Consider the following 17,757-nt stretch of genomic DNA (forward strand, 5'->3'; position numbering starts at 1 on the left):
TAAGATGTTTAAAAATGATTTTTTATTTGGTGTTTCATTATCAGGAATGCAATTTGAAATGGGCTCAATAAAGGATTTAGACGATAGAACAGATTGGTATAAATGGACTACAGATAAGATGAATATAATAGCGGGAATTGTTAGTGGAGATAGAGCTGAAAATGGCTCCAATTACTGGAATCAATATGAAGAAGATCATTCAAATATGGTGAAATACGGAATGAATGCTATTAGAATTGGCGTTGAATGGTCAAGAATATTCCCTGAAAGCACAGAAAATATATTTGCAAAGATTGAGCGCGATGGTGATAAAATATATAATGTAGAGGTTACAGAAGAAACAATTTCTGAATTAGAAAAAGTTGCTAATATGGAAGCCGTTGAACATTATAAAAAGATATTAAAGGATTTGAAAAATAAAGGAATTCATGTTATACTGGATTTAACCCATTTCAGTTTACCTGTATGGCTTCATGATCCTATAAAAGTTCAAAGAAAAGGTTTATGGAATGTCAAGGAACAGGGGTGGGTATCAACATTATCTGTAACAGAACTTGCTAAGTTTGCAGGTTTCTGTGTAAAACACTTTGATGAATTTGTAGATGAATGGAGCAGCATGAATGAACCACAAATTGTCTCCTCTCTTGGATATCTTCTGGTAAAATCAGGATTCCCACCAGCATATCCAGATGAAAAAGCATATAAATTAAGCATGATAAATCAGGCTCAGGCACATGCAAGAGCATATGACGTTATAAAAAAATACACAGATAAACCTATGGGACTTGTATACTCATTTACACCTGTTTATCCAGAAAGTGATGAAGCTGGAGACTGTGTGGCAAAAGCTCTTGATTTCTATAACTTCTGGTTTATGGACATGATTACATATGGAAATGTAGATGGTGAAACAAGGGAAGATATGAAGAACAAAATCGACTTTATAGGTGTCAACTATTATACAAGAGCTGTTATTGCAAAAGATGAAAACTCAGAAGAAGGATGGACTGTATTAAGCGACTATGGCTACGATTGCGAACCATATTCAAAATCAAAAGCTGGATTCCCAACAAGCGAAATGGGCTGGGAAATATATCCAGAAGGAATATATGAAGTTTTAAAATTCCTCAATGAAAGATATAATTTAAGAATGATAGTTACGGAAAATGGAACAGCGGATTCAGAAGATAGGGTAAGACCTTTCTTTGTATTATCTCATTTAAATCAAATTGAAAAAGCTGCTGAAGAAGGAATAAAAATAGAAGGATATCTTCACTGGTCATTAATAGATAATTTCGAATGGGCTGAAGGATTCTCAAAGAGATTTGGACTTATGAAGGTTGATTATGAAACTAAAAAACGAACACCAAGACCAAGTTTATTGGTATATGCAGATATTATAAAAAATAAAACTACAAAGCATTTAATTGACAGTGTTTTCTATATGAAATGATTTAAGTTAGGAGGCGTTTTGCCTTGAAAATAACCATAAAAGATGTTGCAAGAGAAGCCAATGTTTCCATTGCAACGGTATCCAGAGTATTAAATGGAACAGGTAAGGTTAATAAAAAAACAAAAGAACAGGTATTAAAAGCTGTTAAAAAGCTTGGTTATAAAACTTCCACAATTCCACTGGCACAGGATCTCAAGATTATAGGGATCCTCGTGCCGGATCTTTTTGCATATCATTATAGTGAAATTATAGAAGGAGCTACAGAAACATTAAGAAAAAATGGTTATGGTTCTATAATTGCCACATTTAATGGTCGTATTCTCGAAGAAGAGGTTGCAATTGAATACTTTTTTACAAGAAGGGTATATGGAGTAATAGTCTGCACATCAGAAGAAGATGATGAAAAATTAAGAAGATTACTCGATATAGCCATTCCAGTGGTTACTGTAGACAGAGAAAATACTGATTTCAGGTTTGACTCTGTAAACATAGACAATTATCTTGGTGGAAAAATGGTTGCAAAATATTTACTGTCAAAAGGACATAAAAAATTCTTACACATTACCGGAGATATTGATTTATACTCAATTAGATATAGAAGAGACGGCTTCAAATATCAAATAGAAAAATCTGGTGGAAGAGTAAATGTTCTTGAATCAAGCTTTACAACAGGAACAACTTATAAAAAGCTAAAAGAATATATAAGAAAAAATGGTGTTGATTTTACAGCAATATTCACATCAGACGATTTAATTGCTCTTGAAACATTAAAGGTATTATACGATGAAGGAATTAAAGTACCCGATGATGTTTCAGTAATGGGATTTGATGATGGTTATATGGCACAATTTAGCATTCCACCATTAACAACAGTAAAGCAGCCAAGAAAAGAAATGGGAAAAATGGCTGCAAGATTGTTAATTGATAGGCTAAATCCCGAAAAAAGAAATAGCGTTGTTAGAAAAATGATGATGTCCCTTGAAATAGTTGAAAGGGAATCTGTAAAAAATATTGAGAGGTGATTATATGGAAAAAATAGGTGTTGTTATTGATTCAGGTTGTGACCTTCCAAAAGATATAGCTGAAAAACATAATGTAAGAATTCTTCCTTTACGAACATTTATAAATGGTGAAGAATATGAAGACGGGACATTTAGTGAAGAATTTCTCTTCGAACATTTAGATGAAGATGTTAAAACATCACTGCCAAAACCAGAAAAAATTAAAGAAACTATGGAAAATATGATTAATGAAGGTTATAAAAAAATTCTTACATTTAACATTTCACATGGTTTAAGCGGCTCTTATAATATATTTACAATGGTATCAAGGGAATTAAGGGAAAAATATCCAGATGTAAGAATAGAAAATATCGATACACTAAATATTTCTATTGGTTCAGGTATTATAGTATATAGAGCTTTAGAATATATAGAACATGGTTTTTCATATGATGAAATACTGGAAAAAGTGAAAAAAGACATTAATAACGCTACCGTATTTTATGTTATCCCAACATTAAAATACCTTGCAAGAGGAGGAAGGATAGGAAAGGTTTCTGCTGCTATTGGAAACTTTCTCGATGTTAAGCCTATAATTTCTGTTAACGAAGAGGGAATCTATTATACAGTGGCTAAAGTAAGAAACATTAGAAGGGCTGTTAATGCCATGTATGAAGAATTCTTAAAATTCGTTGGGGAGAGGGATTTTTATGCTGTTGTTAGTATTACAGGAAAATCAGAAAAGGCTGTATCTTTGCAGAACATGTTATTTTCAAAAATGAGAGCACTTGAAAATTCTTTAAAGGTTTTTATGTGGGATGTTTCTGCAACATTGGCTGTTCATACAGGACCGGATCTTGTTGGAATTGGAATTTTAAGGATATAAAATTTTTATCATAGGTGATACAGATGAAAAAAGGATTTTATTTCCTATTGATAATTATTATCATCTTAATTCTAATATCCTGCGAAAAAGGAGAAAAAGATATGCAAAACAACTATATATTACATAAGGATATCACCGTTACAATATTCTGGGTTGGAGAAGATGCCAGCGAAGAAAATGGCTATATCACCAACACTCCAAGCGCCTGGGACGAAAAATGGACAGAACATTATGGCGGCATAGACGATCCAGATAACAGAAACGGTTATTATCCTGCAGGATTTATCCCAAAAGAAAATCCATTCTATTTTGCTTTACCATATAATGATTTCGATGAAAACGGAAATAGAAAAAAAGAAGCATATGAAATTATTCCATGGGCCAAAGAAAAGAAATGGGGAAATCTGGAATCTATGTGCAAAAACAGATGGATAAAGATAATAAAAGGCGATAAAGTCGCTTATGCACAATGGGAAGATGTTGGTCCATTTAATGAAGACGATAAAGAATATGTTTTTGGAAATTCAAAACCTAAAAATACCATAAACAATTATGCAGGATTGGATGTTTCACCTGCTGTAAGGGATTATCTTAACTTAAAAGACATTGATAAAATAGACTGGCAATTTGTTGATGAAAAAGACGTTCCAGATGGTCCGTGGAAAGAAATAATTACAACAAGTCAAATATACTGGGAATAAAGAAAAAGGTCCGGATAAAACCGGACCTTTTATTATTAGCTATTTATTATATTATGCATTACCTGCTATATCAATTTCAGAAATAATTACTGATGGTGCTATTGTACTGCTAAATGAAATCCACATATCGTTTCCTGCTTCTTCAATCTTTGATAATACATCAAGGAAATTACCGGAAATTGTAATCTGTTCCACACCACTTACTATCTTACCGTTTTCTACCTTTAATCCCTGTGCTCCAAGTGAAAATTCACCGGAAATAGGATTTGCACCTGAATGTAATCCTTCAAGAGAAGTAATTATAATACCGTCTCCCAGAGTTTCAACAAGTTCATCAAAATTTTTCTTTCCAGGTTCAAAATACATATTAACAGGTGCAATACCTCTTCCAAGGGCATTACCTGTAGATTCCTTTCCCTCTTTTTTAGCTGTTTTTAAGTTATATAAAAATGTTTTAAATACACCATTTTCAAGTATTGTTTTTTCCTGTGTAGGAACACCTTCACTGTCAAATGGTGCATTGTTTAAAGAACCTTCATAATATGGAATATCTTTAATATTTACAATATCGCTTCCAATTTTTTCACCAAGTTTTTCCTTCAATGGTGACATATTTTTCTGTGCGTTTTCAGCTGAAATCATAGGAATAAGCATAGTTGCCAATAAACTGGTAAATTCGTCACTTCTAATAATAACCCTATATTTCCCGCTTTTCACTGATTTTGAACCTATTTTGGCTATAGCCTCTTCAGCTGCTCTTTTTCCAATTGCTTCAAGGTCTAATTTTTCAGGTTTTGGGGCAATTCCAAACCAGAATCCTGATCTTGGTGATTCGTCTTTTGCCACAACTGAAGCATATGCATATCCGCCATCACCTTTATAACTTTTCTCCAATCCCAATGTATTTGCAATAATAATTTCAGATGTTTGGTGAGCAAACATTGCCATTGGAACCATCACAATTCTTTCATCTTTACCTGCTGTTTCTGACATTTTATATAATCTATCCAATTTTTCCTTTACGCTTAACTTTTCAAATTCACCATAATATGATTCAAATTCAGGATACTTCCCAGAACCGTCATAAAAAAGATTTTCTTCTTCTGAATCTATTATTTCATAATTTGTAATTGCTTCTTCCACTAACTTTTCAGGAGTATCAAATATCGTTGTTGAAGCTGTTCCTATCTTTCCATCCTTTAATACCGTTAAAGAAATTGAATTGCTATTTGCATCTTTATACTCATCCAATTCTCCATTGCCCAATCTTAAAGAAAATTCATATGTTCCATTATATGAAATCTGTGCTTCAAAACCTTTTTCTTTTGCTAATTTAAATGCTTTATCTTTAAATTCATTGAATGTCATTTATTTCGCCCCCCAACGATAATTTCAGAAACCCTTATTGTTGGCTGTCCTACATCAGCAGGAATGCTTCCTGAAATGGAACCACACATTCCCTGACCACGTTTTATATCGTTTCCAACCATATCTATCTTTTGAATTATTTCATAACCTTTTCCTATTAATGTTGCTCCCCTAACTGGTTTTGTTATTTTACCGTTTTCTATTAAATATCCTTCATTAACTGCAAAATTAAATTCTCCTGTTGATGGATTTACAGAACCTCCACCAAGTCTTTTTGCATATAATCCATATTCTGTATTTGCTATTATTTCTTCTGGGTGATAATCACCTGGCAAAATAAATGTATTTGTCATTCTTGAAGTTGGTGCAAATGTATAATCCTGCCTTCTTGCGCTACCAGTGGATTTCATACCCATTTTTCTTGCACCAAGCTTATCTATCATATATCCTTTTAAAATACCATTTTCAATTAATACATTCCTCTGTGTTGGCGTTCCTTCATCATCTACATTTAAAGAACCCCATGCATTTGGAATTGTTCCATCATCAACTGCAGAAACGCATTCTGCTGCAACCTTTTCTCCCAATTTACCTGCAAATACAGATGCGCCTTTTGCTACAGCTGTTGCCTCTAAAGCATGTCCAACAGCTTCATGGAAAATAACACCACCAAATTCATTTGAAATAACAACAGGATATTTCCCAGCTGGTGCTGGTTCTGCCTTAACCATTCTTGCAGCTGTTCTCGCAGCTACCTTTCCAGCTTCTTCTACATCTATAACATTAAAAAATTCAAATCCCATTCCTGCTCCAGGGCCATAAAATCCTGATTCCATAACGCCATTATGTTCTGCAACAGCATTTATCATTAATCTTGTTCTTACCCTATTATCTTCAACAAAAACACCTTCTGAGTTTGCTATTAATACATTTTGATCATATTCCCAATAATATACAACTACCTGAGATATTAAGTCTGAGTAATTTTTTGCTGCATTATATGCTCTCTTCATTACAGCAACCTTTTTTCTTTTTGAAATATCTTCAGGATACAAAAATACAGGATGTTTATTTTCATATTCTGTTTTGTTTAAATTTAAAACAAGGTCTTCTACCTTTATTTCACCAAGAGCTTCTCCAACTCTTTTGGCTACACTTAATAATGACTCTCTTGAAAGATCATTGGTATATGCATATACTGCCTTTGTTCCTAAAAATCCTCTAACCCCAACTCCAAATCGATTCCCTGTTGTTGCACTTTCAAGACTTCCATTCTTCATAGTAAAGTTATTTGTATATCTTTTCTCAACAAATACTTCGGCAAAATCGCCGCCGTGTTTGAGAACGGTTCCTATAATATCCTGTACAAGCTCTTTACTTAACACCATTTCACCCCCGAATATTTTGTTATGATATCATTATAACATAAGAACCCATAATTCGCAAAGCGAATTATGGGTTCTTATTTTTGATTATAATCACATAACTCTTTTATTGGACAAATATCGCACTTCGGATTCCTCGCCTTACAAATATTTCTTCCATGATAAATTAACCAGTGATGCGCCTGTCCCCACAAATTCTTTGGAATTACCTTCATTAAATCCTCTTCGGTTTTTTTAACATCCTTTGCATTTGCCAGTCCAATTCTATTTGCAACTCTAAAGACATGTGTATCAACCGCAATTGCATCTTTTCCAAAAGCTACGCTTAAAATCACATTTGCTGTTTTCCTTCCAACTCCCGGCAATTCCATTAACTCTTCTCTCGTTTGTGGAATTTCTCCATTGTACTTTTCAACCAAAATCTGACATGTTTTTATAATATTCTTGCTTTTTGTTTTGTATAATCCAACACCTTTAATGTATTCCTCAAGCTCCTCAGGATTTAATTTAGCAAAATCATACGGTGTTTTAAACCTTTTAAACAACTCTGGTGTAACTTTATTTACCTGATTATCTGTAGTTTGTGCTGAAAGCATTACAGCAATTAACAATTCGAAATTATTACTATATTTCAACGCTGTTTTCGATTCGGGATAGGTTTCTGATAGTATTTTTAATATCTTTTTTATTTCCGATTTTGATTTTTTCATTTATTTTATCACCTCGATACTATTATATCATATTATTTTACCAATATTTTGTACGATTATATTTATGATATAATATAGAAAAGAGTACTTTTAATACAAAAATTTAATACTTAGGAGGAAGTCCATGGCATTAAAAAAATTTTTTGAAAAAAATGAATTTAGTAAAGTAATTGATCTGTTTAATTCAAAAAATCATAAAACTGAAGAAGACTATATTATCACTGCTTTATCTTATTTTAATTTAAATCAAACAAATAAAGCTATTTCTCTTTTAAAAGAAATTTTAAGAGAAAATCCAGACAATTTGGATGCTCTTTTTAATCTAACAACTATATATTATAAAATAAAAAACTGGAATAAAGTAAAAGAATTTGGTTTAAAATATTATGAAAAGGATAATAATGATTGGGCCATTAATGATATGCTGGCAGAATTATGGCTATTTGAAGGTGATTTTGACAAAAGTTTATTCCATTTAGAAAATGCATTTAATGCTGCGCCATCTGAAATGTCAGCGTATTTTAAAAATAGAATTTCCATTTTTAAAGAAAAAATTAATAAAGTAAAAAAATTACCAAAATTGGCTTTTATATGCGCTAAAGGTTTAGATAATTTTATCAATGATATTATAGATGGTTTATCAGAAAATTATTGGGTAAGAAAATTTGTTGTAACCACAGATAAAGAAATATACTCTGCTATTGATTGGGCTGACATCATATGGTTTGAATGGGCTAACGAAGTAGCTATAATTGGAAGTAATTATCAAAATACTTCAACAAAACCCGCAATAGTGAGATTACACAGTTATGAATCTTTAGCATATTATCCTCAAAAAATAAACTGGAATAACATAGATAAATTGATATTAGTTGCTGAACATATTAAAGATATTATTAAAATGTATATGCCAAATATAGAAAATCTGGTTGATATAGAAGTTATAAATAATGGTATAGATATTGAAAAAATAAAATTTACCCCACATAAAAAAGGCTTTAATATTGCCTGGGTTGCCCATATTTCATATAAAAAAAATCCTCCCATGATGCTTCAAATTATAAAAAAATTAGTTGAGAAAGATAATAGATATAAGCTTCATATTGCTGGAGATTTTCAAGATTTGAGATATGAAATATACTTAAAACATATGGTGAGGGAAATGAATCTTGAAAATAACGTCATTTTTTATGGTTGGGTTGATGATATGGATGAATGGTGGGAAGATAAAAACTATTTACTTTCAACAAGTATTCATGAAAGTTTTGGATATAACATTGCTGAAGCTTTAGCAAAAGGAATTAAACCAATAATACATAATTTCTATGGTTCAAAAAATTTATGGCCAGAAAATTTTATTTTCAATACTATAAATGAAGCTGTGGATATGATTTTATCTAATGATTATGATTCAGAAAAATATAGAAAATTTATAGAAAAATATTCGTTAGATAAACAAATTGATGAAATAAAAAAAATCATAAAAATTCAAACAGCAAAACAATCATCAAATAATTATTATTTAAAAAAGGAAATATTGACGTTATATTATAAATCATTTAGTGGCTCAAATACAATATCGTTGTATAAATTAAATTCATGGAAAATAAAAGAAAAATATGATATCAAATTATACAAATTAACTGCTAATTTTTTTAAGAAAAAAGAAATATTGAAAAGTAAAATGATAATTACAACACATGGACCGATATTTAAAAATAATAATATTATAAATTTGGAGTTATGGCATGGCTTTCCATTAAAGGCTATGGGATTAATGGATAACAACGAAAAAAATAAAATTAAGGTTAAAAAAATATTTAGCAATACAGATTATATTATTTCTTATTCTAATATGTATAGTATGTTAATGTCTGCTTGTACAGGAATTCCAAAGGAGAAATTTTTTATCACAGGAATGCCGCGAAATGATTTCTTATTTTTATCAAGTGGAAAAAATAATATATCAAAATTTTATAATGTTCTTGATAAAAAGATAATATTTTTTATGCCGACTTTTAGATTTGGATTTAACAGAGTGGAAGGAAAGAAAAATTTTAATAATATATTTGGATTTGAACATTTTGATTATGAAGTTTTTTTTGAATTTTTAAAACAAAATAATATATTATTTATTGCCAAACTTCATCCAAATGAAGAAAATAAAATTAATATAAATATAAATAATGAAAATTTTAAATTATTAAGAGATAGAGACCTAGAAAAAAATAATATGGATTTATATGAATTAATAAATGGAGTTGATTTATTAATTACTGACTATTCTTCTATATATTTTGATTATTTATTATTGAATAAACCTATAATTTTTACACCAGTTGATCTTGAGGAATATAAAAAAACAAGAGGTCTTCTATTAGACCCGTATGACTACTGGACCCCAGGTGAAAAAGCATTGACTCAAAAAGAATTACAGAAATATATTTTAAAAGCTTTCAATAATGATGAATATAGTGAAAAAAGAAATGAAATAAAGAATATTATTCATTATTATCAAGATGAAAAATCATCTCAAAGAGTATGGAATCTGATAGATGAATTAATAGGTAGAAAAAAAATTTTTTAATAAAAATTTTAATCACTTCTTGCAAGATTTATAAAAAATAAGAAAATGATATTCTAAGAATCATAACATAAATGGTATGAATTTACTGATATTGTAAAAAATAATTCCAATAATTCTAATTTTTTAAAAAAACTTGAATATTATAAATGTCTTTTTCTTCTCGAAAAAGAGTTTTTTTAATTAATCAGATTTTAGTAATACTTAATTAATTTTGATGATTTTTATTATACTATTTTTTCTCCAATATCCAAAACCCATGTTAAAAAAATACAAAATTTTAACTACTAAAATAATAAAGAATTTAATTTTGAGGTGAAAAAATGAAAACAGTAATAACCTATGGGACATTTGATTTATTTCATATAGGACATCTTAAATTATTGCAAAGAGCAAAAGAACTAGGAGATAGATTAATAGTAGCAGTTTCAACTGATGAATTTAATGCAATAAAAGGAAAAAAATCTATAATCCCCTACGATCAAAGAGCAGAAATCGTTAAAAATATTAAATGTGTTGATATGGTTATTCCAGAAAAAAATTGGGAACAAAAAATTGAAGATATTAAAAAATATAATGTAGATATTTTTGTAATGGGAGAAGATTGGAAAGGAAAATTTGATTTTTTAAAAGAATATTGTGAAGTTGTATATTTACCAAGAACAGAGGGAATATCCTCTACAGAAATAAAACAAATTCTACAACATATCTCTAAACTATCTACCACCGAATTAAAAAAAGCTTTAGATATATTGACAAAAATAGATTTTGAAGAATTGAAAGAAGCTTTTCAAATTTTAGAACAACTAAAAAAGAATTTATGGTAAATAATTTATTAGTAATAAATATTTAAGAAAAATAAGTATTGTATTTTACTTAGAAAAGCGGACACTGAAAAATTATCAAAAAATATTATAATAGAAAAAGAAAAAAATGACCACGTGAGTGAAAATAGAAAAAGATATAGATTGAATTCAAAGAATAAATAATAAAATTATGTGAAGTGTGTAAAAAAGTATATGATTTGAGTCACGATATAGCATAAGTAATATAATTATTTATAAAAGAATCATACCTTTTAAAATCTTCTGGAATTTTTATGAGATTCCAGAAGTTTTTTTATTTAATTAATTTGCTTATAATAGAATTTTATGCTATAATAAAAATACAAAGATATGTTTGCTAAATATATCTTTTGCAAATATACTTTTGTATTTTTTAATAGGAGAAGATACTATGAAAATGATAAATCGTGAAAAAGAAAAAGATTTTTTAGAAAAAAAAATTTATTCAAATAAAAGTGAATTAATAATTCTATATGGCCGAAGAAGGGTTGGAAAAACCTTCTTACTGGAAAAAACCTTTGAAGAAAAGGCTGTATTTTTCACTGCTGATCTTTCTAATACTTCATATCTAATCAATAGATTTTCCAGGGAAATAATATCCAAACTTCCAAATTTTCCCGGAAATATCCAGGTTAATCAATGGGATGATTTTTTTGGTTTATTGAAAATGTATTTACTACAAAATAGAGATAAAATAATAATATTCGATGAATTTCAATATATTCCATTTCAGGATTCTTCATTTATGTCTATATTCCAAAGATGGTGGGATACAGAATTCAGTAAGATGAATGTCAATTTTATTTTATGTGGTTCATATTCCGGAATGATAGAAAAAATCGCACTTGAACACAATAGCCCATTATATGGTCGAAGAACCGGACAATACAAAATATTACCCATGGATTTCTTTGATTCTTCAAAGTTTCTTCCTAATTTCAATATTGAAGATAAAATATATATATATAGTATAACTGATGGTATTCCACTATACTTAAAAGAATTTTCTGAATTTTCTAATTTTGAAGAGGCACTTTTTAATAGAGTGTTTTCACCAGGGGAATTTCTCGTTGAAGAAGGAAAATTCTTAACTATGGAAGAATTTAAAAAGGATCCTTCAAATTATTTTTCCATTATGCGAGTAATTGCCGATGGAAAAACTACACCTGTAGAAATTTCAAATTTCAGTGGTGTAGAAAATAGAAAGATTTCCACATACCTTTCAAAGTTGCTGGATGTTGAACTAATAAAAAAGGAATTTCCCGTTTCATTAAAAAAACCAAAAAGAAAACCGTTGTATTATATAAATGATGAGTATATAAAATTTTATTTTAAATATATTTTTCCAAATATAGATATAATTTATAGGGGACACGGAGAGCAACTTGTTAAAAGTATCCTTCTGGAAATAAATAATTATACATCATTTACTTTTGAAAAAATAGCAAGGCAATACATAGAAAGAGTTGAATCACCACAAAAGATTGGAAAATGGTGGAATAAAGATATAGAAATTGATATTGCAGCTATAAAAGAAAACAAAGTAATTGTTGGAGAATGTAAATGGACAAATAAAAAGGTTGATAATAGAGTTTTGCAAAAGTTACAGCTGAAAACTCAAAAAATGATAGAAGAATGGAATTTTGAACCTGATGAAATTATTTATTATCTATTCTCAAAATCAGGATTTACAAACATTTTAGAAGCAGAAAATATAAAACTTATTGATTTAGAAAGCTTATCAGAACTTATATAAAATTTACTTTTAAAGTTTCATATAATATCAGCAAAAAACTTCTGGAATTATCCTTTTAAATTCCAGAAGTTTTTTATATTAATCTGTTATGATATAATCAATATAGAGAATTATTAAACCGATTTATACAACCAAGAGGTGAAGTAAATGAAAAAGAAAATACCATATGGAAAGCAAAATTTTGAGGTAATAAGAAAACAAAATTATTATTATGTTGATAGAACAGAATATATAGAAAAATTGGAAAAATTAGATGAAACATATATAGTATTTTTAAGACCAAGAAAATTTGGAAAAACATTGTTTTTAGATACACTTGGAAAATATTATGATATTAATTATAAAAACAAATTTGAAGAATTATTTGGAGATTTATATATCGGCGAAAATCCAACACCATTAAAAAATGAATATTACATATTATATATGGATTTTTCAGGAATACAAACAGAAAACAAGGATATATTAATAAAAAGTTTTAAAAACAATGTAATTGTATATCTTGAGAATTTTAATAGTAGATATAATTTAAAAATAAAAATAGAAAAGGAATTCAGTGAACCAGCAGATATAATAAGAGCATTCTTAAACAATGCAATTGAAGTATTAGACAAACCAATATACTTATTGATAGACGAATATGATCATTTTGCAAATGAATTATTGAGTTTCAATCTTGATCTGTTCAGAAATAGCGTAACAAAACATGGATTTGTAAGAAAATTCTACGAAGAAATAAAAAAAGGAACCAAGACAATTATAGAAAGAATATTCATGACAGGAGTAAGTCCAATAATGCTGGATTCATTAACCAGTGGATTCAATATTACAAAGAACAAGACTACAGATATAAACTTCAATAAAATGCTTGGATTTACAAAAGAAGAAGTAATTCAATTACTTGAATATTATGAAATATACTCTGATAAATTATTAAAGGAAATGGAAGAGAATTATAATGGCTATCGATTCAATATAGAAGCAAAAGAAAAATTATATAATCCTGATATGGTATTTTATTTCATAACAGAATATCAATCACAACAAAAACCTCCACAAAAAATAATAGACGACAATATATTAAGCGATTACAAAAAGGTTCAGAATCTATTTAATTTAGGAGAATTACTCGGAGTGTCAATAGAAAAAGAGAACGGAAAGGAGTTAACAAAAGAAGAAAAAGAAAAAGAAAGCTCAAAAAGGATAATAGGGAATCTATTAAATGAAATACTATTAACAGGAAGAACGGAATTAACAGAATTAACCACCATATTCAATCCTGGAAAAAGGATAGACATAAAAGACATAAAATCATTATTATTCTATCTTGGATTTATGACATTTGAAAAAGAAGGGATAATAACATATTTAAAAATACCCAATTATTCAATGAGAAAGATATTCTCAGATTATTTCACAGAATATATAGAAGAAAAATTAACAGAATATATCGATTCAGAACCAATAGAAATAGCAGTAAGAAAAATACTAACAGATGGAGAAATAAATACATTTGCAAAAGAAATAGAAAATCTATTAAGCAAACTGGATAATAGAATGTTCATGGGATTTGATGAAAAATATATAAAAATTTTGATGTATAGCTACTTAATATTAACACCATTTGCAATGGTAAAGATGGAGTATCCAGTAGAAGGCGGATATGTGGATATAGCAATGTTCAAAAGATATGAAGAAGTGCCATATGAAGCGATAATAGAAGTAAAATACATAAAACAGAATGAATATACCGAAAGTAAATTCAAAGAAAAAATCGCTCAGGCAAGGGAACAGATAGAAAGATACAAAAAATCATACGAATTAAATTCAAAAAATGAGAGAATGAAAAAATACATAATAGTCTTTGTTGGAAAAGAGGCTAAATTTGTTGAGGAAGTGAAATGATGAAATACAAATATCTATTTTTTGATATGGATGGAACTTTGTTTGAAACATCAAGAGGAATTATATACTCACTACAAAAGGCTTATAAAATTAATAATCTAACGCCTTTACCTGAAGACAAAATAAAAAAATTAATAGGTCCTACACTTGATGAAATAATGAACATATTATTTGGTGAAGAAAATACAGAATTAAAAATGAAAGTACGAGAAGATTTTAGAATGACATATGCAAAAGAAGGCGTTTTTATGCTGGATTTATATCCTGAAGTAATGGATACACTGGAAAAATTATATTCCAAAAATAGAATAATGTACATAGTTACATCAAAACCAGAAATCTTTGCATCTCAAATTCTTGAAAAATTTAATATGTCAAGATTTTTCAAAAAAATCTGTGGAGTGCCTTTAGATGGTAAAATCCCTCCAAAATCAGAACGTTTAAAAAATCTCATAATAGAAGAAAATATTCCTTTAAAAGAAGGATTAATGATCGGAGACACTTTAAGTGACGCAAAGGCTGCATGGGAAAACAATGTGGATTTTGCATGGATAAGTTTTGGTTTTGGCCATGAAAATGAAATTAAAAAATATGATTATAAAATAAATAATTTCTCTCAATTACTTAATCTAAAATAAACAAATATAGCTCTTTTGGGAATCCAAAAGAGCTATATTTGTTTTACCGAACTTCTTTTTATTAATTCAGTAGGAAGTATTATTCTGCGTTTCACTTTACTTCCTTTTCTTTCAATCCGTTCTATTATAAGTTTTGCTGCCATTTCACCCATTTCAAATCTTGGTTGCTTAATCGTTGTTAAAGGCGGATAGAGAAATTTAGAGTATCTGTCATCATCAAATCCTATTACAGAAACATCGTCAGGAATACTTAAACCGCTTTCATATAATGCTCTCATTCCACCTAACGCATTTTGATCATTGGAAAAGAATATTGCTGTAAAGTTTTTTCCATGTTTTTCAAGATACTCTTTTATAGGATAATATCCCCCTTCAAATTCAAAGTTACCTTCTAAAACTGTTAACTCTAAGTTTTTCCGTTTTGCAAAATCCTTTACAGCCTGTTCTCTTTCATATGTTGAATATGTATTTCTACTCGCCTGAACAAATAGTATCTTTCTATGACCCATTTTATACAAATATTTTATTCCATTATAAGCAGATTGGTAATTATCAATTCCAACGGAATCCACTTTTATATTTGAATCTTTTCTATCAACGGCTACAACAGGAATAGCTGTCTTTATTAACTTTTCTATATGTTCATCATCATTTTTAGTTGTACAAATTATTATTCCATCTACTCTCCTTGAAAAAAACTGTTCAAGGATTTCCTTTTCTTTATTTATTAATTGAGAAGTTGAACTAAGAAAGCTATCATAACCATTTGCCGTTAATTCAGTTTCTATTCCTTCTGCAATTAGATTATAATGATTTCCCCATAATGTTGGAACGAGAATTCCAATAAGATGATGCAACTTTCTTTTGGCAACTTGAGGTGGTTGATAATCATATTCTTTAAGTGCTTTAAGCACTTTTTTTCGTGTTTCTTCAGAAACATTATCAGCTCCATTTAAGACACGGGAAATTGTAGCAATTGAAATACCTATTTTCTTTGAAATTTCCCTCAAAGTTGCCATATTATCACCTCTTTTTTATCACAATAATTTATACGGATATTTTACATAATTCTCCATATAATCTGGAATTCCATTTTCCTGAATTATTTTCTGATACACAAGAAATCCCGGTTTTATTGTCCTCTTTTTACTTTCAAAATCAACATGCACAAGACCAAATCTTTTTGAAAATCCATGTGGCCATTCATAGTTGTCCATAAAAGACCAATACATATATCCTCTTACATTTGCACCTTTTTTAATAGCATTATACACGCTATTAAGATGAGAAACAAGATAATATGGTATATATCTTCCTGTACTTTCTCCAATTCCATTTTCTGTAATAAATATTTCAGGAGAATTATAACGTTCATTTAATTTCAGAATTATTTTCTCAAGACCTTCAGGATATATCTCCCATCCCATATCTGAAACAGGTCTTCCTGATTTTGCTATACTTCCAGGGACACATGCATATCCATAACCTGGAACAACATTCCAGCCATATTTTCCTTCTTTTCTTACCACAATTCTTGTATAATAATTAATTCCAAGAAAATCTGTTTTCCCATCCATATCTTTTCTATATACATGATTATTGTTTATATTAAAATCCACCATTCCCTTAAATATCATATCTGTATATTGAAAATTAGAAAAATACATGGCTTTTTCTGCTGCTTCTTTATCGATCTCTGTTTCTGGATCAGCCCATGAGAATGAATAAATAAATCCCACTGGTTTGTTGCTAATTCTTTTTATAGCGTCATATGCCCTACAATGTGCTTCAGCCTGGTGTTTTTGGCTTTTTTTGTAAAATTCTTCATTAATAATTGCAGGGGGGAATCCGGCCTTTGGCTGGGTATAGCCTAATGAAGATACTATTTGCGGTTCATTCATAGTAGACCAAAAATCTACATAATCATCAAGTTCGGAGGCTATAAACGCGGCGTATTTTGTAAATTCAACAACAGAGCGTTTTTCTACCCAGCCAAGAGGACCGTTATGTTCAAGATTCACCTTTACCGGGTCATGAATCCAAAGTGGCAATGTAAAATGGTTAAGATTTACCATTACTTTTATGCCTCTATCTTTTAAATCGCGTATCATTTCTTTATAATGTTCGAGGTTTTCCAAGTTCGCAATATTTCTTAATTGTTTAAGCGTATCTTCTGTAATCTCAACATCAATAATATCGTTATTATATTCATTCACCTTAACTCGAATGCTTTCTGTTGAATCTGGAAATATTCTTGACCACTCAATACCCACTCTTACTATTTTTACACCTAATTCTTTCATTAAATTATGATCATTCTTATATAATTCCCAATAATTAGGACCATTCTCAGGAAAATCACCGCTTACAAGTCCAGCTGAAATTATTCTCTTATCGTGTACCCATTCATACCAATCGCTATTTTCATCGATTCCTGTTTTTCCACCCATTTCAAATTGAAAACCTGACATTGATATTCCAAAAAGAAAATCTTCATTGAATTTTAGCATAATTGCACCTCCAGG

General features: G+C 29.2%; 14 protein-coding genes. 9 read left to right on the forward strand and 5 right to left on the reverse strand.

Features of this window, described 5'->3' with window-relative positions:
• Positions 1–4 precede the first annotated feature (4 nt).
• From bgaS (MARPI_RS05050) to MARPI_RS05065, 4 genes are read left to right on the forward strand one after another with little or no spacing between them, the layout of a single operon-like run.
• Positions 5–1,453 carry a beta-galactosidase BgaS gene (gene bgaS, locus MARPI_RS05050; RefSeq protein ID WP_014296514.1) on the forward strand — a complete coding sequence of 483 codons (1,449 nt, stop codon included), beginning with the start codon at positions 5–7 and terminating at the stop codon, positions 1,451–1,453.
• A gap of 23 nt (positions 1,454–1,476) precedes the next feature.
• Positions 1,477–2,475, forward strand: coding sequence for a LacI family DNA-binding transcriptional regulator (locus MARPI_RS05055; RefSeq protein WP_014296515.1), 999 nt, complete (start codon positions 1,477–1,479; stop codon positions 2,473–2,475).
• 4 nt (positions 2,476–2,479) lie between these two features.
• Positions 2,480–3,340 (forward strand): DegV family protein, encoded by an 861-nt coding sequence (locus MARPI_RS05060; protein WP_014296516.1) that lies wholly within the window; start codon positions 2,480–2,482, stop codon positions 3,338–3,340.
• Positions 3,341–3,363: 23 nt separating this feature from the next.
• Positions 3,364–4,041, forward strand: coding sequence for a hypothetical protein (locus MARPI_RS05065; protein ID WP_014296517.1), 678 nt, complete (start codon positions 3,364–3,366; stop codon positions 4,039–4,041).
• 51 nt (positions 4,042–4,092) lie between these two features.
• Here the strand turns inward: MARPI_RS05065 and MARPI_RS05070 are convergent, their stop codons facing one another.
• From MARPI_RS05070 to nth, 3 genes are all read right to left on the reverse strand, one after another.
• Complete coding sequence (locus MARPI_RS05070) at positions 4,093–5,409, reverse strand: TldD/PmbA family protein (RefSeq protein ID WP_014296518.1); 1,317 nt, start codon at positions 5,407–5,409, stop codon at positions 4,093–4,095.
• Positions 5,406–6,797, reverse strand: a complete 1,392-nt coding sequence (locus tag MARPI_RS05075) for a TldD/PmbA family protein (protein WP_217671661.1) — start codon at positions 6,795–6,797, stop codon at positions 5,406–5,408. The genes MARPI_RS05070 and MARPI_RS05075 overlap by 4 nt, the downstream gene beginning before the upstream one ends.
• A 74-nt stretch (positions 6,798–6,871) precedes the next feature.
• Positions 6,872–7,504 carry an endonuclease III gene (gene nth / locus MARPI_RS05080; protein WP_014296520.1) on the reverse strand — a complete coding sequence of 211 codons (633 nt, stop codon included), beginning with the start codon at positions 7,502–7,504 and terminating at the stop codon, positions 6,872–6,874.
• 124 nt (positions 7,505–7,628) lie between these two features.
• On the opposite strand from nth, the gene MARPI_RS10725 reads away from it, so the two are divergent.
• The 5 genes from MARPI_RS10725 (at position 7,629) to MARPI_RS05110 (ending at position 15,232) form a co-directional block, all read left to right on the forward strand.
• Positions 7,629–10,091, forward strand: a complete 2,463-nt coding sequence (locus tag MARPI_RS10725) for a CDP-glycerol glycerophosphotransferase family protein (protein WP_014296521.1) — start codon at positions 7,629–7,631, stop codon at positions 10,089–10,091.
• Positions 10,092–10,411: 320 nt separating this feature from the next.
• Positions 10,412–10,915: a glycerol-3-phosphate cytidylyltransferase gene (tagD, locus tag MARPI_RS05095; RefSeq protein WP_014296522.1), complete on the forward strand. Its 504-nt coding sequence runs from the start codon at positions 10,412–10,414 to the stop codon at positions 10,913–10,915.
• Between the two features lie 409 nt (positions 10,916–11,324).
• Positions 11,325–12,689 (forward strand): ATP-binding protein, encoded by a 1,365-nt coding sequence (locus MARPI_RS05100; protein WP_014296523.1) that lies wholly within the window; start codon positions 11,325–11,327, stop codon positions 12,687–12,689.
• A 147-nt stretch (positions 12,690–12,836) separates the two neighbouring features.
• Complete coding sequence (locus tag MARPI_RS05105; protein ID WP_014296524.1) at positions 12,837–14,594, forward strand: AAA family ATPase; 1,758 nt, start codon at positions 12,837–12,839, stop codon at positions 14,592–14,594.
• A complete protein-coding gene (locus tag MARPI_RS05110; RefSeq protein ID WP_014296525.1) occupies positions 14,591–15,232 on the forward strand; it encodes an HAD family hydrolase in 642 nt (213 codons plus the stop codon). The genes MARPI_RS05105 and MARPI_RS05110 overlap by 4 nt, the downstream gene beginning before the upstream one ends.
• Positions 15,233–15,264: 32 nt before the next feature.
• Here the strand turns inward: MARPI_RS05110 and MARPI_RS05115 are convergent, their stop codons facing one another.
• On the reverse strand, positions 15,265–16,251 hold the full coding sequence (locus MARPI_RS05115; protein WP_014296526.1) for a LacI family DNA-binding transcriptional regulator: 987 nt from the start codon (positions 16,249–16,251) through the stop codon (positions 15,265–15,267).
• Between the two features lie 18 nt (positions 16,252–16,269).
• Positions 16,270–17,742 (reverse strand): beta-galactosidase BgaS, encoded by a 1,473-nt coding sequence (gene bgaS / locus MARPI_RS05120; RefSeq protein ID WP_014296527.1) that lies wholly within the window; start codon positions 17,740–17,742, stop codon positions 16,270–16,272.
• Positions 17,743–17,757 lie beyond the last annotated feature (15 nt).

Source organism: Marinitoga piezophila KA3 (assembly GCF_000255135.1).
Lineage (GTDB): Bacteria > Thermotogota > Thermotogae > Petrotogales > Petrotogaceae > Marinitoga > Marinitoga piezophila.

Excerpts from the sequence above, each read along its gene's own strand:
- bgaS (WP_014296514.1), top strand. The coding sequence starts at position 5 with ATGTTTAAAAATGATTTTTTATTTGGTGTTTCATTATCAGGAATGCAA.
- MARPI_RS05060 (WP_014296516.1), top strand. The coding sequence starts at position 2,480 with ATGGAAAAAATAGGTGTTGTTATTGATTCAGGTTGTGACCTTCCAAAA.
- MARPI_RS05065 (WP_014296517.1), top strand. The coding sequence starts at position 3,364 with ATGAAAAAAGGATTTTATTTCCTATTGATAATTATTATCATCTTAATT.
- MARPI_RS05070 (WP_014296518.1), bottom strand. The coding sequence starts at position 5,409 with ATGACATTCAATGAATTTAAAGATAAAGCATTTAAATTAGCAAAAGAA.
- MARPI_RS05075 (WP_217671661.1), bottom strand. The coding sequence starts at position 6,797 with ATGGTGTTAAGTAAAGAGCTTGTACAGGATATTATAGGAACCGTTCTC.
- nth (WP_014296520.1), bottom strand. The coding sequence starts at position 7,504 with ATGAAAAAATCAAAATCGGAAATAAAAAAGATATTAAAAATACTATCA.
- MARPI_RS10725 (WP_014296521.1), top strand. The coding sequence starts at position 7,629 with ATGGCATTAAAAAAATTTTTTGAAAAAAATGAATTTAGTAAAGTAATT.
- tagD (WP_014296522.1), top strand. The coding sequence starts at position 10,412 with ATGAAAACAGTAATAACCTATGGGACATTTGATTTATTTCATATAGGA.
- MARPI_RS05100 (WP_014296523.1), top strand. The coding sequence starts at position 11,325 with ATGAAAATGATAAATCGTGAAAAAGAAAAAGATTTTTTAGAAAAAAAA.
- MARPI_RS05105 (WP_014296524.1), top strand. The coding sequence starts at position 12,837 with ATGAAAAAGAAAATACCATATGGAAAGCAAAATTTTGAGGTAATAAGA.
- MARPI_RS05110 (WP_014296525.1), top strand. The coding sequence starts at position 14,591 with ATGATGAAATACAAATATCTATTTTTTGATATGGATGGAACTTTGTTT.
- MARPI_RS05115 (WP_014296526.1), bottom strand. The coding sequence starts at position 16,251 with ATGGCAACTTTGAGGGAAATTTCAAAGAAAATAGGTATTTCAATTGCT.
- bgaS (WP_014296527.1), bottom strand. The coding sequence starts at position 17,742 with ATGCTAAAATTCAATGAAGATTTTCTTTTTGGAATATCAATGTCAGGT.